Source organism: Tardiphaga sp., from assembly GCF_028290785.1.
GTDB lineage: Bacteria > Pseudomonadota > Alphaproteobacteria > Rhizobiales > Xanthobacteraceae > Tardiphaga.
Genome location: NZ_JAQGJD010000296.1, coordinates 1 through 20,745, shown reverse-complemented (window position 1 = coordinate 20,745; position 20,745 = coordinate 1). Strand labels below are relative to the sequence as shown.

Genomic DNA, 20,745 nt, shown 5'->3' with positions numbered 1-20,745 from the left:
CCACGATGAAGCTTAGCGACGGCGTCGAACAGGCCATCCACAGCGTCACCGTGCTGTCGCAGCTGCAGCCGGAAGGCGTGTTGTCAGCAGCGGCGCTGGCCGAATTCCATGGGGTTTCGCCCAGCTACCTGCTCAAGCACCTGCAAGCGCTGTCCGGCGCCGGCGTGTTGGCCGCGCTGCCGGGACCGACCGGCGGCTATCGCCTCGCCCGGGAGCCGGCGCGGATCAGCCTGCTCGACATCGTGCTCGCCATCGAGGGGCAGGCGCCCGCCTTCCGCTGCGCCGAAATCCGCCAACGCGGCCCCAACCCGCTGCCCGGCAAGCCTGCGGCGCCGTGCCGGATCAATGCCGCGATGCTGCGCGCCGAGCGCGCCTATCGCGCCGAACTGGCGAAGGTCAGCATCGCCGACGTGCTCAAGGAAGTCAGCGCCGAGGACGCTGGTGGTGCCATCGCCGCGCGCGGCTGTGCCTTCCTCGCGATCAACGAACGGCGCCGCGCGGCGCCCTGAATCATTCACCCCACCAGCCAAAGGAGAACTGCCATGCATAGCCGCCTCAACATCGTCACCACCGTCCCCGAAGCCTACAAGGCCGTGGCCGCACTCGACCGCTACGTCGTGAAGGAAGCGGGACTGGAGCCCGCCATCATCCACCTCATCAAGCTGCGGGCCTCGCAGATCAACGGCTGCGCTTTTTGCGTCGACATGCACGCCAAGGAAGCCCGGCGCGACGGTCTGTCCGAACAATGGATCAACCTGACCTCGGTGTGGCAGGAATCGCCGGTATTCACGCCGCGCGAACGCGCCGTGCTCGGCTGGACCGAAGCCGTGACACTGGTGGCGCAGACCCGCGCGCCGGATGCCGACTACGAAGCGCTGCGCGCGCATTTCTCCGAGCAGGAATGCTTCAAGATCACGGTGGCGATCGGCGCCATCAATATCTGGAACCGGCTCGCCGTCGGCTTCCGCGTTCAGCATCCGATCGATGCCGCCAAGGCCGCCTGAAGCCGCGTCTTGCGGAGCGGAGCCCGGCAGCGATGCCGGGCTTTTGCGTTGCGCGGCCCGGCCGTCACTGGAACAATCCGCCGAAAGCGCCTTATCTCACAAGGACCATTTCGATCGGAGAGCGTGATGACGGCACCGGCCAACGCATTGAACGAGTCCGCCGAAAAGAGCCGCTACCTGCGCGCGCCGCGGCGTCCGGATTTCACGCTGGATCAGGACTGGGCGTCGTACTCCGCCGCCGAACACGACCGCTGGGACCGGCTGTTCGCCCGCGCGCAGACGGTGCTGAAGGGCCGCGCCTGCGATGAATTCCTCGCCGCGCTGAACACGCTGCAACTGTCCGAGGCCGGAATTCCCGACCTCGAAAAACTCAGCGCCAAGCTGCAGCCGCTGACCGGCTGGCAGGTGGTGCCGGTCGCCGAACTGGTCCCCGACGACGTGTTTTTCGATCACCTCGCGCACCGCCGCTTCCCGGCCGGCGCCTTCATCCGCCCCGAGCACGAGATGGACTATTTGCAGGAGCCGGACATTTTTCACGACGTGTTCGGCCATGTGCCGTTGCTGGCCAATCCGGTCTATGCGGATTTCATGCAGGCCTACGGTCAGGGGGGTGCCCGCGCGCTGCAACTCGGCCAGTTGAAGAACCTGGCGCGGCTGTACTGGTACACGGTGGAATTCGGGCTGTTGCAGAGCGCCGACGGGCTGCGGATCTTCGGCGCGGGCATTTTGTCATCGGCGACGGAGTCGGTGTTCGCGCTGGAAAATCCGTCGCCGAACCGGATCGGCTTTGAGCTGGAGCGGGTGATGCGCACCAACTACATCATCGACGATTTTCAGCAGAGCTACTTCGTGATCGATAGCTTCGAGAAGCTGCTCGAGGACAGCTATCGCGATTTCGGTCCGCTCTACACCAGTCTCGCCGGCGCGGCGGATATCGAGGCCGATCAGGTCATCGCCAGTGACCGCGTCATTCACCGCGGTACGCTGGCCTATTTCACCGACAAGCGTGCCGCATCAGCCGTTCATTGACTGGATACGGTACTTGGCGGGAGACGCGCCAAAGCGCCGACGGAAGCTGCGATGGAAATACGACAGCTCGTTGAACCCGCAACTCGCGGCGACGTCGCTGATCTTCAGATTGCACTGCCGATCGTCGATCAGCATGGCGCGGGCTTTCTCCAGCCGAAGCTCCATGATGCGATCGGTGATGCTGAGGCCGGAGCCCTGCAGGAGATCCTGCACGTAGCGCACCGACAGGCCGAGCTTCTCGGCGACCACGCGGGTGGAAAATTGCTGATCGGAAAAACTCTCGTTGATCTGCGCGAGGACGCTCGCAATCCGCGCGCCGCGCAGGCCTCCCACTTCGTGGGTGCCCGTGATGTCCGTCGATGCACCTTGGCCCTTGCCAGGTTCGCAAGGGAGTTCGGAAATACCATTTGAGTTGAAATCTGTGTTTTCCATTGCCAATAACCGCCCATTTCAGTTGTCCGCGACTATTGGTCGTCGGCAACATGGGTTTAGGTTCATCGGCGACGAACTTTATTCGGCCGCGTTATGGCTTGGCCAGTTCCTCTGGCGGCGAGCGGTCGAGCGGGTCGCCTTTGGCGCCGTCGAGCACGTCGAGTTCGACTTTCTCGATCACCAGCGGCCCGCGCTTGCGCGTCAGTTCTCCGACTTTCTCAATGATTGAGAATCGCGCCTGCCACTCAGGCGAGGCTGCGGCGTTCTGCTCGCCAACCAGCAAGAGCTTTCCCGATAGTTGCGCGGCGCTCGGCTCGGGCATGTTGACCCAGCGGATGCGTTGTCCGTGCTGCGTCACGCAGGTGCCCTTCGGCAGATAGAACGCCAGCCAGCCCGTGGTGCCGTAGTCCGGCGCCAGCACGCAGGAAGCGCCGATGCGCAGCCGCACCGCTTCGATCTCTGCGGCGAGTTCCGGGAAACCGACGCCAATGCTACGCACGGTTGCGTCGCGGCGATAGCCCGACAACAACCCGGTGTTGGCCTGCACCACCAGCGCCGTGAACAGGATGACGCCGCCGGGCCCCGCCCAGCGCAGACAGAAGTCGATGGTGCGCCGCGCGCGCGGTTTCCATGGCGTGACGTGCGCGGCCACGGCGGCGGCAATGGCGAAGGCCGGATAGACCGGCGCAAACCAGTTGGCCTCGACGCGGTTATGCAAAGCGTGCCAGACGAAATACAGCACGATGGTCCACAGCGTGGCGTTGATCAGGGTGCGCGCCGGCCAGGCGCCGGAATGCGGCCGCGCCAGCGCGTACAGCCCCATGGCGCCGAGGACGAAAACCAGCGGCGTGGCAAAGGCGATCTGGGTCGGGATCAATTCGGCGACGAAGGCCGGATTGAAATGCGCAATCCGCGCCCGGCCGAGCTGCTTGATGAACGACACCCACTGGTGATCGGCGTTCCACAGGATGACGGGCGAGAATACGGCCAGCGCCACGATGCCGCCGAGATAGGGCCACGGCGACAGCAGCCAGCGCCGCAGCTTCGGCACCGCGATCAGCCAGATCAGGATCGCCGGGCCGAAAAACAGCGCGGTGTATTTTGATAGCAGCGCGAGACCGACCGCGACGCCGACCGCGATCCACCAAGCCCCTTGCCCGGTCGCCAGCACCTGCGCGAGCGCCAGCAGCACAAAGCTGGAGGCCACCAGCAACGGCGCGTCGGGCGTCACGATCATGGTGCCGGCCGCCGCCATCAGGGTGGCGTTGAGCAGCAACGTGGCGCTGCACGCCACGCGCTGGCCGCCAAACAGCAGCTCCGCGGTGCGATAGACCGCCCAGCTCATCGGCAGCGCCAGCAGCACCGAAACGACGCGAACGCCGAATTCGGTATCGCCCGCGATCAGCGTCCCGAGCCAGATCACCACGGCGACCATCGGCGGGTGGTCGTAGTAGCCGCCGGCGAGATGCTTCGACCACATCCAGTAATAGGCTTCGTCGAAGGTCAGCGGCGTCCAGGCCGCAGCAATCAGGCGCAGCAGCACCAGGCCGACGACGACCGCCGCCGTGCCGCGGACCAGCCGCACCTCCTGCGCGGTCATCGCGACGTCACCGCTTGCGCCAGACGAACAGGCCGGACATGGCGTAGTTCCAGACCACGCCCATCAGCGCGCCGGACGCGCCGGCCAGCCACCAGATCGGCTCCTGGTCGTAGACCGAGAAGGCGACGCCGACATTGGCCAGCAGCCCGACGCTGCAGACGAGATAGAACAGCAACAACCCGCGCAGGATGCCAAAGCCTTTCAGGCGCTGGTCGCGGTAGGTCAGGAAATTGTTGAGCAGGAAGTTGCTGGTCATCGCCAGCAGCGCGGCGCAGGCCTGCGCCTCGGCGAACGGCAGCGCGAACGCTTCAAGCGCGGTGAACAATGCCGCGAAATGCACGAACAGGCCGATCGAGCCGACTAGCGCAAACAGCAGGAAGCGCAGCGACACGATGTCATTGGTCAGCTTGGCCAGCACCAGGCCGAGGAAGTCCAGCGCCACCATGGAATCGAGCTTGCTTTCGCCATGCAGGCGCGAGCCGAACGTATAGGGCACCTCGACCACGCGCAGATCGCCGCGTGCGGTGGCGACGACGTCGAGCAGAATTTTGAAGCCTTGCGTCGAAAGTTGCGGCGCCAGTTGTTCGAAACGATCGCGGCGGATCATGAAGAAGCCGCTCATCGGGTCGGCAATTTTCACGCGCAACACGCGCTGGGCGACGGCGGTGGCGAACATGCTGGCGCCGAGCCGCTGCTGGTTGAAGCTGTCGGCGCTGCCGCCTTCGACATAGCGGCTGCCGATCACCAGCTCGGCGTTGCCGGCTTCGATCAGGCGGAGCATTTTCGCCAACTGAGTCTCGTCGTGCTGCAGGTCGCCGTCGATCACCGCCGCGACCGGCGCGCTGGAGGCCAGCATGCCCTCGATGCAGGCGCCGGACAGGCCGCGCCGCCCGATGCGCCGGATGCAGCGCACCCGGGGGTCCTGCCGCGCCAGCATGCGCACTACGTCGGACGTCCCGTCCGGTGAGTTGTCATCGACGAAGATGACTTCCCAGGCGATGCCGGCCAGCGCGACATCGAGCCGTTGCACCAGAGTGACGACGTTGTCGCGTTCGTTGAAGGTGGGAACAATCACGGAGAGCCGCAACGGAGTTCCCGCTTGCGTTGGCTGTCCGGGCCCCGGTCTGATGGCTTCATTCATGGGCCAGCATATATCTGCCGCGCCGGACCATGCCAAGGCGGCTGCGGAACAAGCGCTCAGATCAACCGGTATCGAGGGAAATGGGGCGAAAGTGGCCCAAAAATGCCAACGACCCCGAACAACGTGGCGCGCGTACATCCGGCGCTACCGAGCTATTCCAGGGTCGTCCCAGCGCCGGAGGCTTATGAAGCATCGACGTCGCCGTTGGAGGCAAGATAGGGGGCATCGAGCCAAAGCGCAAGGGGAGAGTTAAATAGCAGTCAGCATGGCCCCCGCCGGGGATCGGCCTTCCCGCGTGGTGCGGGATTTGCCACAAGGGGCAGCGGTAAAGAAGGCCGCCACCTGCGGATCTTGCCCTGATCCCTGCGTACCGGCCCAACGGAGATTCCATGACCCCTACCCTTAAGTTGTTGTTCGTCGCCGCATCGCTGACGCTGGCGGGTTCGCCGTGCGCGATGGCCGAGGGCCCTATCGATGCGGCCACCGCGGCCGTACTGGCCGACGGCAAGGTGGCCAAGGCGCTGGAGGTCATCAAGGCCGACGACGGCCGCGCGCTGGACGAGCAGAAGCGCATCACCGAAATTCCCGCCCCGCCCTACAAGGAGCAGGCGCGCGGCGCCTATCTGCTGAAGCGCTTCCAGGAACTCGGGCTGAAGGACGCCGCCATCGACAGCGAAGGCAACGTCATTGCGCTGCGCAAGGGCAGCGCCGGCACGCCGAAGCTTGTCGTCTCCGCGCATCAGGACACGGTGTTTCCGGAAGGCACCGACGTCACCGTCAAGGAAAAGGACGGCACCTACTTTGCGCCGGGCATCGGCGACGACGCGCGCGGGCTAGCCGCGATGCTGTCGCTGCTTGATGCACTGAACAAGCAGCAGATCACCACGGTCGGCGACATCATGTTCGTTGCCAGCGTCGGCGAGGAAGAGCTCGGCAATCTGCGCGGCGTCAAAGCGCTGTTTCGCGATCACAAGGACATCGACGGCTTCATTTCCATCGACGGCCTCGGCGTCACCCGCGTGGTCAACCAGGGCACCGGCAGCCATCGCTTCGAGATGATCTTCAAGGGCCCGGGCGGCCACAGCTTCCAGGAGTTCGGCCTGCCGAGCGCGACCCATGCGCTGGGGCGCGCGGTCGCCAAGATCGCCGAGTTGCAGACCCCCTCGGACCCGAAGACCACCTTCACGGTCGGCACGGTCAGCGGCGGCACCTCGGTCAATGCGATCGCCGCGGAGGCACGGATGGCGGTCGATATGCGCTCCAACTCCACCGAGGAACTGCTGAAGCTGGAAGCGCGCCTGCTCGATCAGGTCAAGCAGGCGGTGGTTGATGAGAACCAACGCTGGCAGTCGGACAAGCTCAGCGTCGACATCAAGCTGATCGGTGATCGTCCCGCCGGCATCGTCGCCGAGGATTCGCCGATCGTGCAGGCGACCCAGCGCGCGGTCACCATCCTCACCAAGGCGCCCCGCGTCACCTTCGCCGGTTCCAGCACCGACTCCAATCTCGCGATGTCGCTCGGCATTCCCGCGGTCACCATCGGCGGCGGCGGCGAAGGCGGTAACTGGCACTCGCGCAACGAATGGTATCGCCCGGTAAATGCCTGGTTCGGGCCGCAGAACGCCCTGCTCACCATGCTGGTGCTGTCCGGCGTCGATGGGGTCACCAAGCCGGTGCTGCCTGCTCGGCACTAGCGCGGCAGCTACGCAACGGCGGAAGTTCCTTCAGGGGCAGCACGGGCATCGTCGTCCGTCTGCGGACCCGCTTCAGGCGCCAGCGCACCGGCATCCTCCATCGTCGCCAATTCAATGCGATTGCGGCCGAGGTGCTTGGCCCTGTAGAGCGCCTTGTCGGCGGCAGCGACGAGATCCCGATGCTTGGCGCCCCTCCCAGGGACGAGAGATGCGACTCCGATACTCAAATGTGCGTGGCCGCGCTGGATCTGGTCCGCGCGGCAGCAGACACTCAGATCCTGGCAAATCCGTTCGGCAAGCGCCGCCGCGTCGCCAAGAGAGGTGTCGGGCAGCAGAACGGCAAACTCGTCGCCGCCATAGCGCGCACCCAGATCCGAGGGACGTTTCACGTTCGCAGCAATCGACGCCGCAATGGCTTGCAGCAGTCGGTCGCCCGCCTGATGGCCATGGCTGTCGTTGAAGAGTTTGAACTTGTCGGCGTCGATCATCAGCAGCGCGACAGGGACGCGGCCACGCATGGCGCGGCGCCATTCATAGGCTAGCGTCCGGCTGAAATGTCGCCGGTTGGCGAGACCGGTGAGCCCGTCAATGGTGGCCAGAACGATGAGCTTCCTTTCCGCGGCGTTGCGCCGCGTCAGCTCGCGATTCAGCGACATCGCCAACACGACCGTCACCGCGCAAAGCACCACCATCAGTGCGCCGATGGCCAGCGCCTGGCGCCACCACGGCGCGAAGATGTCGTCGAGCGACTGGCCGACCACGACGATCAGCGGCAGGTCGGCCACCTGGCCATATACGAACAGCCGTTTGACACCGTCCAGTTCTCCCGGGGATTCATACTGGCCGCTGCTGGCCTGCTGAAACTGAACGAATAGTTCGGCCCGCTTCAAACTGCTGCCGACAGAATCCTCGCGGTAGGGCCAGCGCATCAGCACGACGCCGTCGGTGCGCGCCAGCGTCACCGTGCCGTTGGGGCCGAGCGAAATATCCTTGAAGCCCGACTGGAAATAATCCTGCAGCATGGCGCCAAGCACCACGCCGGCAAACGAGCCGTCCGGATGCGACAGCCGCCGGCTGAACCCGACCAGCATGCGGTCGCTCAGACGGGACTTGAACGACCGGCTGATAAAAAGACCGACGGAGTCGTTGTCCCTGTGGATCTGAAAATAGTCGCGGTCGGAGAGGTTCTGCTGCGATGGCTGGCTGTTTCTCGAATCGAGCGTGATCTTACCCGTTTCGTCGATGATGAGCATCGATGTCAGATAACGAACGGTCGCTGAATGATCGAACAGCACCTGCTGACGCATCTCCGGAGTGAGGCGATCGAGACCCGGCAGCTTCAGATTGTTCACCACCGCTTCGAGCGACAGGTTCAGGGTTTCCACGTTGCGGGCGATGTCGGCCCTGAGCGAGCTGACGAGGCTGGTGGCGACCTCGGCCGCCCGCGCCTCCGTGGCGCGGCGCCCTTCCAGCAAAATCCACCCGCATACCGCGGAAAAGCAGAGTGCCAACAAAACAACCGGGGCCGTCAGCCGATGGTGCGATTGCGTCCACGCCCGTGCGGGCCTGTCGCGAGCGCCGGCAGCGGCACGCGACCGGAGCATCTTTCTCACCCGCCTGATCGTTTCCACCATCGCCAAGGCATTCACCCTGCATTGTTGCGTTATCTTAGTGCTCCCGGGGCAGTGCAAAGCGTTAAGGCCAATGTGAATTCGCCGCTTGTGGTTCACAAATCATGAGCAAAATAGAACACTCCCAGGTCCGCCTTGTAGGCGGCGCGGCGTCGCTTTAGTCTTCGTTTTCAATACATTCTGCGAAAGAGGGAAGCGCGTGACCAAGGGTGTGCACCGCACTGCGGGAAAGTCGGGCGGTATCTATGTCGGCATCGGCGGCTGGACTTTCGCGCCGTGGCGCGGCGTGTTCTATCCGGAAAGGCTGACCCAGGCGAAGGAGCTGAGTTACGCCGCCTCGAAGCTGACCTCGATCGAGATCAACGGCACCTTCTACGGCTCGCAGAAGCCGGAAAGCTTTCGCAAATGGGCGCGCGAGGTGCCGGACGGTTTCGTGTTCTCGCTGAAGGGCCCGCGCTTCGCTACCAACCGCCGCGTGCTCGCCGAAGCTGGCGAGTCCGTGCAGCGGTTCTACGATTCCGGCGTGCTCGAACTCGGCGACAAGCTCGGCCCGGTGCTGTGGCAATTCGCGCCGACGAAAAGGTTCGACCCGGTGGATTTTGGCGCGTTCCTCGACTTGCTGCCGCGCGAGCTCGAAGGCCGCCAACTGCGCCATGTGGTCGAGGTGCGCCACGACAGTTTTTGCGTGCCGGAATTCACCGCGCTGCTGCGGCAGTTCAAGACCCCCGTGGTGTTCTCCGAACACGCCACCTACCCCGCGATCTCCGACGTCACCGGCGACTTCGTCTATGCGCGGCTGCAGAAGGGCGAGGACAGCATCAAAACCGCCTACCCGCCGAAGGCGCTGGATGCCTGGACCAAGCGGCTGCAGACCTGGGCCCAGGGCGGCGAACCGGACGACCTGCCGCGCGTCGATAAGCCCAAGGCCAAGAAGCAGCCGCGTGACGTGTTCGCTTACGTCATCCACGAAGCCAAGGTGCGCGCACCCGCCGGCGCGATGGCGTTGATCGAGCGGCTCAAGTAGCCGACCAGGTTGTGAGAGGTAAGGATGGCGAAGCCTGCGAAACTCTTCACCATTGGCTATGAGCAAACGCCAGCCAAGATTGTGCTCGACGAATTGCAGCAGGCGGGCGTCAAACTGCTGGTCGACGTCCGCGCGGTCGCCGCCTCGCGCCGCCCCGGCTTTTCCAAGACGCAGCTCGCCGCCGAACTCGACGAGCGCGGCATCGGCTATGTCCACCTGCGCGGTCTGGGCACCCCGAAGGACGGCCGCGAGGCCGCGCGCAGCGGCAAGTTCAGCGAGATGCAGCGGATCTACCGGGCGCATCTGAAGCTGCCGCAAGCCAAGGAAGAACTCGACGAGTTGGCGTCGCTGGCGATGAAGGCCGGCCCGGTCTGCCTGCTATGCTACGAGCGCGATCACACGCACTGCCACCGGCAGATGATTGCCGAGATCATCGAAGGCCGCGAAGGCGTCCGTATCGAGAACCTGCTACCGCCGCAGCTCTGAATTTTTGCGGAGCGTTCATCGATCATTCTCCCGGCGCCGCTGGACGCCGGCCGTCCCACCCGCCGTTTGACGTTCTGACCGGGGGCATGCACCGGCTTGCGCAGCGACGAATACGAATGGTCGATCGCCGCCGGCCAGGTGTGGGACAGCTAGCGGCGCGAAGGCGTCTACGGCCGGATCAGCGTGGTGATCCGGCCACGGCGAACGCTACACCGCGACTGAGCTAGTCCAGCGTGCGACGGAAGCGCGTCACCGCGATGGTCATCGCCAGCAGCATCAGTACTGCCAGCGCAAGGGCGTCGTAACGCAGGTTTTCGAGCGTCGCGCCCTTCAGCATGATGGCGCGGACGATCCGCACGTAATGCGTCAGCGGCAGGCCCTCGCCGAGATACTGCGCCCACACCGGCATCCCCGCGAACGGAAACATGAAGCCGGACAGCAGGATGCTGGGCAGGAAGAACATCATCGACAGCTGCATCGCCTGCAGCTGGTTCTGCACGATGGTGGAAAAGGTGTAGCCTATCGAGAGATTGGTGGTGATGAACAACGTGCTGAGCAGCGCCAGCAGCAGCAGACTGCCCTGCACCGGCACGCCGAACAGCAACACGCCGATGCCGATGATCAATGTCGCCTGGATAAAGCCGACCAGCACATAGGGCACGATCTTGCCGAGCATGACCTCCACCGGGGTGATCGGCATCGACAGCAGGTTTTCCATGGTGCCGCGCTCGATCTCGCGGGTCACCGACAGCGCGGTGAAGATCAGCATGGTCATGGTCAGGATGGTACCGACCAGCCCCGGCACGATGTTGAGCCGCGACGACCCCGCCGGATTGTAGCGCGCATGCGCCCGGATCTCGAACGGCAGCGTGGCGGGATCGCCGACGAACAGGTCGTGCTGCAAGGCCGTCTGCATCACTTGCCCCAGCGCACCCAGTGCCGATCCGGCCGCCACCGGATCGGTCGCGTCGGCGGCGACCAGCAGCGCCGGACGATCCCCGCGCCGCACCGCGCGCTCGAAGCCGCGCGGGATCTCGACGCCGAACAGCACCTTTCCCGACAGCAACAGCGCGTCGAACTCGGCCACCGTGTGCACCTCATGGGTGAAGTGGAAATACGTAGTGTTCTCCAGCGCTTTCAGGATCGATCGACCGAGGTCACTGTCCTCCTGCAGCAGCACCGCGGTGGGCAGATGTCGCGGCGTGGTGTTGATGGCGTAGCCGAACAGCAGCAACTGCATCACCGGGATCATCACGATCATGGCAAACGACACCCGGTCGCGCCGCAACTGGATGAACTCCTTCACCAGCATCGCATAGCTGCGCCGCCAGAAGCCAAACGCCCGCTCCTTGACCTCGCGATCCGGTCCGTCCGCGGCGCTCATTGAAAATTGTCCTTGGCGCGGGTCATCAGGTCGATGAACACATCCTCTAGCGACGGCGCGCCGTGCTGCCAGTGCTGCCCCGGCCGGTCGCGATATGAGGCAACGGTCGACTCAAGGGCGGCGTGATCGCGCCCGGAAACGTGCAGGCTGGTGCCGAACGGAGCCACCATGTCGACCCCGGGCTTGCCGGTCAGATCAGTCGCGAGTTCGTTGAGGCCCGCGCCGGTGACCGTCCAGGTCGCCAGCGATGACGCCGCGATCACCTGCTCGACGGTGCCGTGCGCCAGCAGGTGCCCGTAGGCGATGTAAGCGATCTCGTGGCAACGCTCGGCCTCGTCCATGTAATGGGTCGACACCAGCACGGTCAGCCCCTGCGCCGCCAGCGCGTGGATCTCGTTCCAGAAGTCACGTCGTGCCTTCGGATCGACGCCGGCGGTGGGCTCGTCGAGCAGCAGCAGCTGCGGATTGGGCAAAGTGCAGGCGCCGAGCGCGAGACGCTGCTTCCAGCCGCCTGACAGTTCGCCGGCCAGTTGCTCCTCGCGGCCATTGAGGCCAAGCCGCGCGATCATGTTGCGCGCCGCCTTGCGCGGGTCGCGGACGCCGTAGAGCCTTGCTACGAATTCCAGGTTCTCGCGCACCGACAGGTCCTGGTACAGGCTGAAGCGCTGGGTCATGTAGCCGACCCGGCGCTTGATCTTGTCGGCTTCGCGCAGGATGTCGAAGCCGAGGCAGGTGCCGCTGCCGCTGTCCGGCGTCAGCAGCCCGCACAGCATGCGGATGGTCGTGGTCTTGCCCGAGCCGTTTGGTCCGAGAAAGCCATAGATGGTGCCGCGTTTCACCTGCATGCTGAGGTCATGCACCACCTCGCGGCCGCTGAACGATTTTGTCAGGCCCTTCACCTCGATGGCGATGTCGGATGCGGCAACGGTGGCTTCGGTCATCGCGTGGTCGCTACGGGAATCGGCGCATGGGCGAACACGCTGACCGGCTGGCCGACGCGCAGGCTGGCCGGCTTGTTGGGGCGCGCCTGCACCAAATAGACGAGCTTGTTGCGCTCATCGAGGCTGTAGATCACCGGCGGTGTATATTCGGCCGTTGTAGCGATGTAGTAGATCTTGGCCGACAGATCGGTGGCGCAGTTGTCGCAGGTGACGCGAACCTCGTCGCCGACGGCATGTTTCGCGAGGTCGATCTCCGGCACATAGAATCGTACCTTCATGTTGCCCGGCGGCAAGATCGACAGCACCGGCCGCTGGGCCGGCGTCATTTCACCTTCGCGAAAATAGATCTGCTGGATGGTGCCGCTGACCGGTGCGAAGGCATTGCGCCGCGTCAGCCGCGTCTGCGACGTGTTCACCCGCGCCTCAGCGACGCGCAGCGCCGATACCGCCGCGTCGAGGTTGGCCTGGGTGCCGGAGCCGGTTTTGCTGAGCGTCTGGGCGCGCTCGAAGGTCTGTTTGGCGTTGGCCAGCGTGGCGTTGGTCTGGTTGAGATCGGCCTGCTGCAAATCGTCGTCCACCGCATAAAGCGGCGCGCCGGCCTGCACCTCGTCGCCCTCGCGGACATTGAGCTTGGTGACGCGGCCGGATTCATCGGGGCTGACGAAGATCATGTCGGCCTCGATCCAGCCCTGATAGCCTGGGTCTTTGCGTTCGTTGCAGCCGGCCAGGGCCGCGCAAAGCACCAGCATACCCAGCCATTGGTATGCGCTGTGTGACGACCTCATGCCGTCCTCCGTTCGCCGAAAATCAGATCGATATGAACCTGCAACATCGCCATCGCGTCGAGCGGTGACAGCCGCGCGAACAGCCCCTGCCAAATCACCGCAACCATCGCCGGGGCCACCAGAAGCTGCGGAAACTGCAGCAGCGCGGGATTGTGGATTTCGCCGCGTGCGATGCCGTATTCGATCAACTGCCGCATCCCGGCCATCCCCCGCGCCACCACTTCGCGATAATAGAATTCGGACAATGACGGGAAGCGCGCACCTTCCGCGATGATCAGGCGCAAGATGTCGCCGCGTCGCGTCTGCACGACATCGCGCACAAAGCCCTCGGCAAACCCCTCCAGCATGGCGCGGGCGGAGCCGCCGGCCGCCGGCGGCGCGCTCATCCGCTCAATCAACGGCACCAGCGCGTAGCGCACGAGTTCCTGGAACAGCGCCTCCTTGTCGGTGAAGTAGAGGTAGATCGTCCCCTTGGCCACGCCGGCGCGCTTTGCCACGTCGTCGAGCCGGGTGGCGGCAAAGCCGCGGGCGACGAATTCGTCGAGCCCGGCAGCGACGATTGCCGCGCGGCGCTCCGCGGCCTTGGCCGCTCGACCGGACAGCGGCTTTGACGCGACGGTCCGGGACGCCGCGATTTTGGATGGCTTGGTCGCAGCCACCGTCCCGGCATCGGCAGAGCGAGTCGTCCGTCCCGCCTTCGGTTTGGATCTGGATGTGCTCATGGAGAAAGTATGACTGACCAGTCAGTCATAATCAAGTAAAGACTGGAATTTGGGCGCGATTTCCGACGTCACCGGCGACTTCGTCTATGCCAGGCTGCAGAAGGGCGAGGACAGCATCAAAACCGCCTACCGGACGCGCTGCGGCATCCGGGGAACGCGAAAGCTCCAGCGCTGCTGCTCAACGTCATCGTCCTCAAAAATTTTCTTCACACGTTCTCCGCCCGTTCTCTTCGCGACGCTGGACGCGGATTTATCCCCAGATTTAATCTACCTCAAGTTGCATTGTTGTTGCGTGGGACGTGGATCGATGCGTTGGGGGGCGGTGTTGCGCGCGCTGTGCCTTGTCGCGGCCATGACGGCCGGCGACGTCCACGCGGCGCTGGCGCAGCAGGCCGACGACGACCCGGACGACGACGATGAGGACGCTTTGATCGTCCAGAAGAAGCCATTGCGCTGGGCCGTGCTGTTCGAGCCCGCGGAAACGAAGCGGTGGTCGCTGGATTTCCTCACGCCGGTGATGCCCGAGCGGCTGATCTACTTCACCGGCTTCGACGTCTGGCGCTGGGGGTTCGGCGCCTATGCGGGGCTGCAGTGGGCGCCCAACTCCGTCAACAAGGATGGCTTCATCCTGCGCGTCACAGGATCGGAAAGCCTCGATCGCTTCACCACGCCGACCAAGCGCTACGAGACCGAGATCTTTCGTGGCTCCGTGATGCCGGGGTGGCGGCTGAAATTCGGCAATCTGGAAGTGCAGGTGCTGGCCGGTCCGCAAGTGGAAGCCGATTATCAACTGACCAACCGGCGGCTCACCGGCGTCAGCAACAAGATCGGCGCCCGCTTCGCCGCCGACGTGTGGGCGGAGCCGACCCGCGCATTGATGCTGCAATACGCGCTGTCCGCCACGACGATCGACGACGGCTTCACCACCCGCATCGCCGCCGGATGGCGGCTGTTCGACCGGTTCTGGGTCGGCCCGGAGGCTGCGTATGCGCGCGACTTCTACAGCGCGCAACGCCGCCTCGGCGTGCACGTCACCGGGCTCCGCACCGGCCACTTCGAATGGTCGCTCGCGGTCGGCCACATCCAGGACAGCGGGCAGCGCGAAGGCATCTACGGCCGGCTCGGCATCCTGCTGCGGCCGCCGCGCGAACCGTTCTTCGACAACTGATCCGGTGTCAGTACAGCCGCCAGATCGCCTGCGGATCGTCATAGCCGCGGATCGGCACTTCGCCGAGCAGCACCGCATCGCTGCCATGCTGACCCAGCGCCTCGCGCACCGCCGCCGAGATCAGCAATTGCGAACCGAACTCCTTGTTGAGGGATTCCAGCCTCGATGCAAAATTCACGGTGTCGCCGATCACGGTGTATTCCTTGCGACGCGGCGACCCGACATTGCCGGCGACCACGGGCCCGATGTGCACCCCGATGCCGATCCGCAACGGCCATTCGCTGTCGATATTGCTGCTCTCCATCGCCGCCAACATCTCGCGTGCGGCTGCAACCGCGCGCTGCGCCGCATCGGGATCCGCGATCGGCGCGCCGAACAGCGCCAGAAATCCGTCGCCGAGAAACTTGTTGACGATGCCTGAGTGACGATCGAGCACATCGACCAGCACCGCGAAGGCGCTGTCGAGCCGCTCCACCACCTCGTGCGGCGCGCGCACCCGCGCCGCCGCCGTGAAGGCGCGAATATCGACGAACATCACGGCGACATGCCGGGTCTCGCCGGCAACGCCGGGGCTCGACGCCATCAGGCGTTCCACGACCTGCGGCGAGACGTGCTGGCCGAACAGGTTGGTGACACGGTCGCGCGCCGCGGTCGCCGCGATGCTCGCCTCGAACTGCCGGCGCAACTGCACGCCGACCGCGCCGGCGAGCACGCCGCCGAGCAATATCAGCAAACTTCGAATCGATTGAAAGGCGATGTCCGGGTGGGGATCGGAAGCGAACTGCGCCGGGTGGTATAGCATCGCCAGGGCGAACATCTGGGCAGCCGCCACGAAGCCGGTAAATGTCGATAACCAGAAATCGAGCCGCAACGTCGAGAGAATGATGAAGATGAAGTAGGACAGCGGCGCCCCGAAGGCCAGCGCCTGCGTCGGTCCCATCCAGTCCATATGCAGATACAGCACCGCCGTCGGGATGCTGGTCTCGATCAGCGCGCTCAGATAGCGCCGCACGACCACGATGTCGCCGCCGGTGGCGATACGCTGGTTGACCTTGTGAAGAATGAAGAACTCGAACAGCAGCAGCGGAATCGTCGTGACATAGGACGACACAAGATCGAATTGGCCATTGGAGATACGCGCGAAGCTTTCCGGGGTCAGGAGATAGGCCACCGACAGCGTCACGGTCACGAGGACGACGGTGACGATCAACGCCTTGATCCTCAGGCGCTCGGTCTGCAGCATTTCGTGGCTCAGCGCCTGGCGAAATTCGGCAAGCAGCGGCGACGGAGCCTTGGCCACCGGCCCGAAGAAGTTGCGAACGATGTGGATCATGGTCGCAACGTAGCTGGCGCAGGCCGATTCAACGAGGATTTTGTCCGCTGCCGGCTAGCCCTTGGCGTCGCAGGCCCAGGCCCGAATGACGCATTCCTTGCCGCCGAAATCATAGCATTTCTTGGTGGCGGCATTCAGCGAGCTGGAAATCCGCGGCGTCACCGCATAGCCATGCGCGCCGCAGGGATTCTTCATGTCCACCGCGAAGGCGGCGCAGGCGCGGTTCATGGTGACGGTGGTGCAGTCGCCCTTGCACTGTTTCTTCGCCGCGGCCAGCGCGGCTTCCTGGGCAGGAAAATCGAACGCCTGGCCATAGGCGCCGCATTTACCGACCGCCAGCGCGCCGGCAGCCATGGCGAATTGTGGAGCAAGCATCAAAATAAAGGCAGCAACAAAAAACGCGCGAAGGCGCGCAGCGATAACAGGCAAAGTCCCCTCCCCCGAGGTTCAATCCAATAGGAGGAAGCTACAGCGCAGGCGTTTCAATTGGGTGAACGAGTTCCCGATGCGATGGCGCCGTCGGCCGTAGGGTGGGCAAAGCGAAGCGCGCCCACCACACCGAACGCCGCGCATGATTGGTGGGCACGGCGCAAGCGCGCCTTTGCCCACCCTACGAACATCACCCCCTTCGCGCGTCGGCGAGCGCCTGCGGCGTGTCGATGTCGAGGAAGGCGGCGTGGCCTTCGACGGGCACTTCGGCCATCGCCTCGCTATGCTTCATGATCAGATGCCGGGCGCCGATGTCGCCGTCCAGCGTCATCAACTCGCCGAAGAAGCGCCGCGACCACAGTACCGGATTGCCGCGGCGGCCATCGCTGACCGGAACGGCGATCAAGCTGCCGCGGTCCGGCGCGAAGGCCTCGATCAGCCGGTCGATCAGTTTCGTGTCGATCAGCGGCATGTCGCCGAGACAGACCACAGCGCCGTCGGCGTCCTTCGGCACGGCGGCGATGCCGGCCTTCACCGAGCTGGCGAGTCCGTCGGCGTAATCCGGATTGTACACGAAGGTGACCTTCATCCCGGCCAGCGCCTTCTCGACTTCCGCAGCCTGATGGCCGGTGACCACCGTGACGCTGCTGGCGCGCGAGGCCGCCGCCTGCTCGGCGACGATCCGCACCAGCGTCTTGCCGTTCAGTTCGGCGAGCAGCTTGTTCGGCCCGCCCATCCGGGTCGAACGCCCGGCGGCGAGGATGATCGCCGCGACGTTGCGGTTGCCGTCGGTACCCACAGGCACCCGCGGCTGCGGCCGGGTAACGATTTCCATCAGCAGGCCGCCGACGCCCATGCCGGTGAGATCCGCGCGGCTGACGGGGATGCCGGCCAGCAACCGCATCAGCACCCAGTCAAAACCGTTCTCCACTGGCGAGCGCGCGCAGCCCGGCGCGCCCAGCACCGGCACGCCGCCGATCCGGCCGATCAGCAAGAGATTGCCGGGATCGACCGGCATGCCGAAATGCTCGATGGCACCGCCGACCTGCTCGATCGCCGCCGGGATCACGTCGCGCCGGTCCGCAATCGCGGAGGCGCCGAATACGATGACCAGTTCGGCGCCGAGGCCGAGTAATTCCTGGACCGACTTTGCCAACGCGTCCTCGTCATGGGGGACGCGGCGTTCGGCAATGATTTTGGCGCCGGCCGGCGCCAGCCGTTCGGCGGTGACGCGTAGCGTCTTGTCGATTACTTTTGGCGACAGCCCGGGCAGCAGCGTCGAGACGACGCCGACCTTGCTGACCGTGAAAGGCGCAATCCGCATCGCGCCGCCGCTCGCGGCCTCCACCGCGGCATCGCGCAACGTGCCCGCAACGCCGAAAGGGATCAGCTTCACCGTGGCGATCATCTCGCCCTCGACCACCGGCTTGTAGGCCGCCAGCGTCGCAAAGGTGATGGCTTCATCGACGGCGTTGATGCGATCGACGATGGCACGGTCGACCACCAGCACGCCGGGATGCGCCGCGAACAGGTTGGCGCGGCCGGTGAAGGCGCGCTCGACATGGACGCCCTCGCCCGCCACCGCCTGCGCGATGGAGGCTGCGGCAACGTCTTCCGAGACATCGCCGTCTTCTAGGCGCACCACCACGACTTCCTTGACGCCGGCGCGCGCGAGTGCCGCGACTTCATCGGCGCCGATGGTGGTGCCCTTCTTGAGCACGAGATCGCCCTGGCGCAGCGTGTGGACGGTAACGCCGCCCAATGCATCCGCCGGGCTGGCGGGACCGAACTTCATGCCGCGCTCGCTTTCGGCAGGCGAAGTTCGGCGGTGATCTGCGCCATGATCGACACCGCGATTTCCGACGGCGACACCGCGCCGATGTTGAGCCCGATCGGCGCGTGGATTTTGGCGATATCAGCGTCGGTGGCGCCCTGCGCCTTCAACCGGTCGCCGCGCTTGGCGTGGGTCTTTCGCGAGCCGAGCGCGCCGATATAGAAGCAGTTGCGCGCGAAGGCGTGCAGCAGCGCGGGATCGTCGATCTTCGGATCATGGGTGACGGCGACGAACGCCGTGTAGTGATCGATATTGAGCGGCGGCAGCGCCACGTCGGGCCACTCGGGGATCAGCGACACGTCGGGAAACCGTTCCGGGCTGGCGAACGCGGTGCGCGGATCGACCACCGTGACATCGTAATCCAGCGAACGCGCCAGCGGCGCCAGCGCCTGGCTGATATGGACGGCGCCGATGATGACGAGCCGCGCGGTCGGCGCGTAGACGTTGAGAAACAGCTTCTTGCCGTCCACCTCGATCATCGCGCTCTTGCCCATGCGCAACTGCCTGTCGAGTTCGGCGTGCAGCGGATCGGCGGCGAAGTCCGCGGCCTTGACCAGCCGCTGCTCGCCATTGGCGACGTCGGTGACCACGATCACCGGGCGGCGCGCGGCGCGCTCGATATTGATGTGGCTGAGCGTCTCAAGCTTCACGACTGGCCGACTTTCTCGACGAACACGCGGATCGTGCCGCCGCAGGACAGGCCGACGTTCCATGCGGTCTCGTCGGCGACGCCGAATTCCAGCATCTTTGGCGCGCCGGATGCGATCACATCGAGCGCCTCGGTGACCACGGCACCTTCGACGCAGCCGCCGGACACCGAGCCCAGGAAGGTGCCGTCATCGTTGATGACCAGGCTGGAGCCGGCCGGGCGCGGCGCCGAGCCCCAGGTCTCCACCACGGTCGCCAGCGCTACGCCGTGGCCGGCCTTCTGCCAGGCCTCGGCCGCCTGCAGGATGTCTTCGTCGCGGTTCAGCATGGGAGCCTCTTTCAAAGATTCAGGCGGCGGGGCGGATCAGGCTGCGGTGGTGCACCGGCGGCGGTGCGGACAGTGCCTTGATCAGCCCTTCCATCGAACTCAAATTATGTACCGGACGGAATTCGTCAACGTGCGGCAGCATCATTTTGATGCCCTGCGCCTTCGGCTCGAAGCCGTCGAAGCGCAGCAAGGGATTGAGCCAGATCAGGCGGCGGCACGAACGGTGCAGCCGGTCCATCTCGAAAGTGAGGCGCGAATCGGCCTCGCGTTCCAGCCCGTCGGAGATCAGGAGCACGATGGCGCCCTGGCCCAGCACGCGGCGGCCCCACAATTTGTTGAAGGTATGCAGCGACTCCGAAATCCGCGTGCCGCCGGCCCAGTCCTCGACCGTCGATGAACAACTCGCCAGCGCCTCGTCGGGATCGCGCGCCCGCAGCGCCCGCGTCACATTGGTCAGCCTTGTGCCGAACAGGAATACCGAGACGCGTTTGCGCGCGTCGGTGATCGCATGCAGGAAGTGCAGGAACAGCCGTGTGTATTCGCTCATCGAGCCGGAGATATCGAGCAGCGCCACGATCGGCGCCGGGCGGTCGATCAGCCCAAGGCGGCGGATATCGACGATGTCGCCGCCGGTGCGCAACGAGCCGCGCAAAGTGCGGCGCAGGTCGAGCTTCCGCCCGCGCGCATCGGGCTGGAAGCGGCGGGTGCGCAGTTCGGCCTGCGGCAGGTTCATCTGCGCGATGGCGCGGGTGACCTGCGCGATCTCAGCCGCAGACATCTGAGCAAAGTCTTTCTTCTGCAGCACCTCGCGGTCGGACACCGAAAGTTTGATTTCCTGCTGTTCGGGCTCCCGCTCAGCTTCCGACATCGCCGGCTTGGCCATCGCTTCCTGGACCCGGCGCGAGGCCGGCGGTGGCGGTTTCTTGGCCTGATCCGGCAGCGGCACCGAATCGAGCAGCTGCTTCCATTCGTCGGCGGCGCGGAAGAACAGGTCGAACGCCTGCGCGAACACCAGCGCGTGCTCATGACGCTTCACAAAGATCGCCTGCAGCGTCGTGAACACGTCGGCGCGATGGCCGATCTCGATCACCTGCAAAGCGTTCAGCGCATCGATCACCGCGCCCGGCCCGAC

General features: G+C 65.1%; 21 protein-coding genes. 7 read left to right on the top strand and 14 right to left on the bottom strand.

What is annotated here, in order from left to right; genetic code table 11:
- Positions 1-5 precede the first annotated feature (5 nt).
- The 3 genes from JWR89_RS18090 (at position 6) to phhA (ending at position 2,033) form a co-directional block, all read left to right on the top strand.
- Positions 6-509, top strand: a complete 504-nt coding sequence (locus JWR89_RS18090; protein WP_299718612.1) for an Rrf2 family transcriptional regulator — start codon at positions 6-8, stop codon at positions 507-509.
- Between the two features lie 33 nt (positions 510-542).
- Positions 543-1,004, top strand: a complete 462-nt coding sequence (locus JWR89_RS18085) for a carboxymuconolactone decarboxylase family protein (protein ID WP_299718611.1) — start codon at positions 543-545, stop codon at positions 1,002-1,004.
- A gap of 126 nt (positions 1,005-1,130) precedes the next feature.
- Positions 1,131-2,033: a phenylalanine 4-monooxygenase gene (gene phhA, locus JWR89_RS18080; RefSeq protein WP_299718609.1), complete on the top strand. Its 903-nt coding sequence runs from the start codon at positions 1,131-1,133 to the stop codon at positions 2,031-2,033.
- Here the strand turns inward: phhA and JWR89_RS18075 are convergent.
- The 3 genes from JWR89_RS18075 to JWR89_RS18065 all read right to left on the bottom strand — a co-directional run bounded on the left by JWR89_RS18075 (position 2,019) and on the right by JWR89_RS18065 (position 5,206).
- On the bottom strand, positions 2,019-2,465 hold the full coding sequence (locus JWR89_RS18075; protein ID WP_299718607.1) for a helix-turn-helix transcriptional regulator: 447 nt from the start codon (positions 2,463-2,465) through the stop codon (positions 2,019-2,021). The genes phhA and JWR89_RS18075 overlap by 15 nt on opposite strands.
- Positions 2,466-2,556: 91 nt before the next feature.
- On the bottom strand, positions 2,557-4,065 hold the full coding sequence (locus tag JWR89_RS18070) for a glycosyltransferase family 39 protein (protein WP_299718605.1): 1,509 nt from the start codon (positions 4,063-4,065) through the stop codon (positions 2,557-2,559).
- A gap of 7 nt (positions 4,066-4,072) precedes the next feature.
- On the bottom strand, positions 4,073-5,206 hold the full coding sequence (locus JWR89_RS18065) for a glycosyltransferase family 2 protein (RefSeq protein WP_299718603.1): 1,134 nt from the start codon (positions 5,204-5,206) through the stop codon (positions 4,073-4,075).
- 389 nt (positions 5,207-5,595) lie between these two features.
- On the opposite strand from JWR89_RS18065, the gene JWR89_RS18060 reads away from it, so the two are divergent.
- Positions 5,596-6,900, top strand: a complete 1,305-nt coding sequence (locus JWR89_RS18060; protein ID WP_299718601.1) for a M20/M25/M40 family metallo-hydrolase — start codon at positions 5,596-5,598, stop codon at positions 6,898-6,900.
- An 8-nt stretch (positions 6,901-6,908) separates the two neighbouring features.
- On the opposite strand, the gene JWR89_RS18055 is transcribed toward JWR89_RS18060, so the two are convergent.
- Positions 6,909-8,534 (bottom strand): sensor domain-containing diguanylate cyclase, encoded by a 1,626-nt coding sequence (locus JWR89_RS18055; RefSeq protein WP_299718626.1) that lies wholly within the window; start codon positions 8,532-8,534, stop codon positions 6,909-6,911.
- A 196-nt stretch (positions 8,535-8,730) separates the two neighbouring features.
- Here JWR89_RS18055 and JWR89_RS18050 point away from each other — a divergent pair, with 196 nt between their 5' ends.
- Both JWR89_RS18050 and JWR89_RS18045 read left to right on the top strand, forming a co-directional pair.
- A complete protein-coding gene (locus tag JWR89_RS18050) occupies positions 8,731-9,555 on the top strand; it encodes a DUF72 domain-containing protein (protein ID WP_299718600.1) in 825 nt (274 codons plus the stop codon).
- A 24-nt stretch (positions 9,556-9,579) separates the two neighbouring features.
- Positions 9,580-10,041 (top strand): DUF488 domain-containing protein, encoded by a 462-nt coding sequence (locus tag JWR89_RS18045; protein WP_299718599.1) that lies wholly within the window; start codon positions 9,580-9,582, stop codon positions 10,039-10,041.
- A gap of 223 nt (positions 10,042-10,264) precedes the next feature.
- On the opposite strand, the gene JWR89_RS18040 is transcribed toward JWR89_RS18045, so the two are convergent.
- Genes JWR89_RS18040 through JWR89_RS18025 form a run of 4 tightly spaced genes read right to left on the bottom strand, consistent with a single transcriptional unit; the run spans position 10,265 to position 13,873 of the window.
- Positions 10,265-11,425, bottom strand: a complete 1,161-nt coding sequence (locus JWR89_RS18040) for an ABC transporter permease (RefSeq protein WP_299718598.1) — start codon at positions 11,423-11,425, stop codon at positions 10,265-10,267.
- The gene (locus tag JWR89_RS18035) at positions 11,422-12,366 is read right to left on the bottom strand and encodes an ABC transporter ATP-binding protein (protein ID WP_299718597.1); all 945 of its coding nucleotides are present in this window, start codon (positions 12,364-12,366) and stop codon (positions 11,422-11,424) included. The genes JWR89_RS18040 and JWR89_RS18035 overlap by 4 nt, the downstream gene beginning before the upstream one ends.
- Entirely contained in the window at positions 12,363-13,151 is a 789-nt protein-coding gene (locus JWR89_RS18030; RefSeq protein ID WP_299718596.1) for an efflux RND transporter periplasmic adaptor subunit, read from the bottom strand. Before JWR89_RS18030 ends, JWR89_RS18035 begins: the two co-directional genes overlap by 4 nt.
- Positions 13,148-13,873, bottom strand: a complete 726-nt coding sequence (locus tag JWR89_RS18025) for a TetR/AcrR family transcriptional regulator (RefSeq protein ID WP_299718594.1) — start codon at positions 13,871-13,873, stop codon at positions 13,148-13,150. The genes JWR89_RS18030 and JWR89_RS18025 overlap by 4 nt, the downstream gene beginning before the upstream one ends.
- A gap of 307 nt (positions 13,874-14,180) precedes the next feature.
- On the opposite strand from JWR89_RS18025, the gene bcsS reads away from it, so the two are divergent.
- Positions 14,181-15,041 (top strand): cellulose biosynthesis protein BcsS, encoded by an 861-nt coding sequence (gene bcsS, locus JWR89_RS18020; protein WP_299718593.1) that lies wholly within the window; start codon positions 14,181-14,183, stop codon positions 15,039-15,041.
- Positions 15,042-15,048: 7 nt separating this feature from the next.
- On the opposite strand, the gene JWR89_RS18015 is transcribed toward bcsS, so the two are convergent.
- The 6 genes from JWR89_RS18015 to JWR89_RS17990 all read right to left on the bottom strand — a co-directional run.
- Positions 15,049-16,374 (bottom strand): adenylate/guanylate cyclase domain-containing protein, encoded by a 1,326-nt coding sequence (locus tag JWR89_RS18015; protein ID WP_299718591.1) that lies wholly within the window; start codon positions 16,372-16,374, stop codon positions 15,049-15,051.
- Between the two features lie 54 nt (positions 16,375-16,428).
- Positions 16,429-16,749, bottom strand: coding sequence for a DUF4189 domain-containing protein (locus tag JWR89_RS18010; RefSeq protein ID WP_299718589.1), 321 nt, complete (start codon positions 16,747-16,749; stop codon positions 16,429-16,431).
- A gap of 244 nt (positions 16,750-16,993) precedes the next feature.
- The gene (locus JWR89_RS18005; RefSeq protein ID WP_299718587.1) at positions 16,994-18,598 is read right to left on the bottom strand and encodes a molybdopterin-binding/glycosyltransferase family 2 protein; all 1,605 of its coding nucleotides are present in this window, start codon (positions 18,596-18,598) and stop codon (positions 16,994-16,996) included.
- Positions 18,595-19,287 (bottom strand): XdhC family protein, encoded by a 693-nt coding sequence (locus JWR89_RS18000; protein WP_299718585.1) that lies wholly within the window; start codon positions 19,285-19,287, stop codon positions 18,595-18,597. The genes JWR89_RS18005 and JWR89_RS18000 overlap by 4 nt, the downstream gene beginning before the upstream one ends.
- The gene (locus tag JWR89_RS17995; protein ID WP_299718582.1) at positions 19,284-19,613 is read right to left on the bottom strand and encodes an XdhC family protein; all 330 of its coding nucleotides are present in this window, start codon (positions 19,611-19,613) and stop codon (positions 19,284-19,286) included. The genes JWR89_RS18000 and JWR89_RS17995 overlap by 4 nt, the downstream gene beginning before the upstream one ends.
- Before the next feature lie 19 nt (positions 19,614-19,632).
- The coding region (locus JWR89_RS17990; RefSeq protein ID WP_299718580.1) for a VWA domain-containing protein at positions 19,633-20,745 on the bottom strand (1,113 nt) is incomplete at its 5' end.

What these genes read in the sequence shown, in the direction of transcription:
- JWR89_RS18075 (WP_299718607.1), bottom strand. Translation starts at nt 2,465, where the DNA reads ATGGAAAACACAGATTTCAACTCAAATGGTATTTCCGAACTCCCTTGC.
- JWR89_RS18045 (WP_299718599.1), top strand. Translation starts at nt 9,580, where the DNA reads ATGGCGAAGCCTGCGAAACTCTTCACCATTGGCTATGAGCAAACGCCA.
- JWR89_RS18025 (WP_299718594.1), bottom strand. Translation starts at nt 13,873, where the DNA reads ATGAGCACATCCAGATCCAAACCGAAGGCGGGACGGACGACTCGCTCT.
- JWR89_RS18005 (WP_299718587.1), bottom strand. Translation starts at nt 18,598, where the DNA reads ATGAAGTTCGGTCCCGCCAGCCCGGCGGATGCATTGGGCGGCGTTACC.
- JWR89_RS18090 (WP_299718612.1), top strand. Translation starts at nt 6, where the DNA reads ATGAAGCTTAGCGACGGCGTCGAACAGGCCATCCACAGCGTCACCGTG.
- JWR89_RS18055 (WP_299718626.1), bottom strand. Translation starts at nt 8,534, where the DNA reads ATGGTGGAAACGATCAGGCGGGTGAGAAAGATGCTCCGGTCGCGTGCC.
- JWR89_RS18060 (WP_299718601.1), top strand. Translation starts at nt 5,596, where the DNA reads ATGACCCCTACCCTTAAGTTGTTGTTCGTCGCCGCATCGCTGACGCTG.
- JWR89_RS18085 (WP_299718611.1), top strand. Translation starts at nt 543, where the DNA reads ATGCATAGCCGCCTCAACATCGTCACCACCGTCCCCGAAGCCTACAAG.
- phhA (WP_299718609.1), top strand. Translation starts at nt 1,131, where the DNA reads ATGACGGCACCGGCCAACGCATTGAACGAGTCCGCCGAAAAGAGCCGC.
- JWR89_RS18070 (WP_299718605.1), bottom strand. Translation starts at nt 4,065, where the DNA reads ATGACCGCGCAGGAGGTGCGGCTGGTCCGCGGCACGGCGGCGGTCGTC.
- JWR89_RS18015 (WP_299718591.1), bottom strand. Translation starts at nt 16,374, where the DNA reads ATGATCCACATCGTTCGCAACTTCTTCGGGCCGGTGGCCAAGGCTCCG.
- bcsS (WP_299718593.1), top strand. Translation starts at nt 14,181, where the DNA reads ATGCGTTGGGGGGCGGTGTTGCGCGCGCTGTGCCTTGTCGCGGCCATG.
- JWR89_RS18040 (WP_299718598.1), bottom strand. Translation starts at nt 11,425, where the DNA reads ATGAGCGCCGCGGACGGACCGGATCGCGAGGTCAAGGAGCGGGCGTTT.
- JWR89_RS17995 (WP_299718582.1), bottom strand. Translation starts at nt 19,613, where the DNA reads ATGCTGAACCGCGACGAAGACATCCTGCAGGCGGCCGAGGCCTGGCAG.
- JWR89_RS18035 (WP_299718597.1), bottom strand. Translation starts at nt 12,366, where the DNA reads ATGACCGAAGCCACCGTTGCCGCATCCGACATCGCCATCGAGGTGAAG.
- JWR89_RS18030 (WP_299718596.1), bottom strand. Translation starts at nt 13,151, where the DNA reads ATGAGGTCGTCACACAGCGCATACCAATGGCTGGGTATGCTGGTGCTT.
- JWR89_RS18065 (WP_299718603.1), bottom strand. Translation starts at nt 5,206, where the DNA reads ATGAATGAAGCCATCAGACCGGGGCCCGGACAGCCAACGCAAGCGGGA.
- JWR89_RS18010 (WP_299718589.1), bottom strand. Translation starts at nt 16,749, where the DNA reads ATGCTTGCTCCACAATTCGCCATGGCTGCCGGCGCGCTGGCGGTCGGT.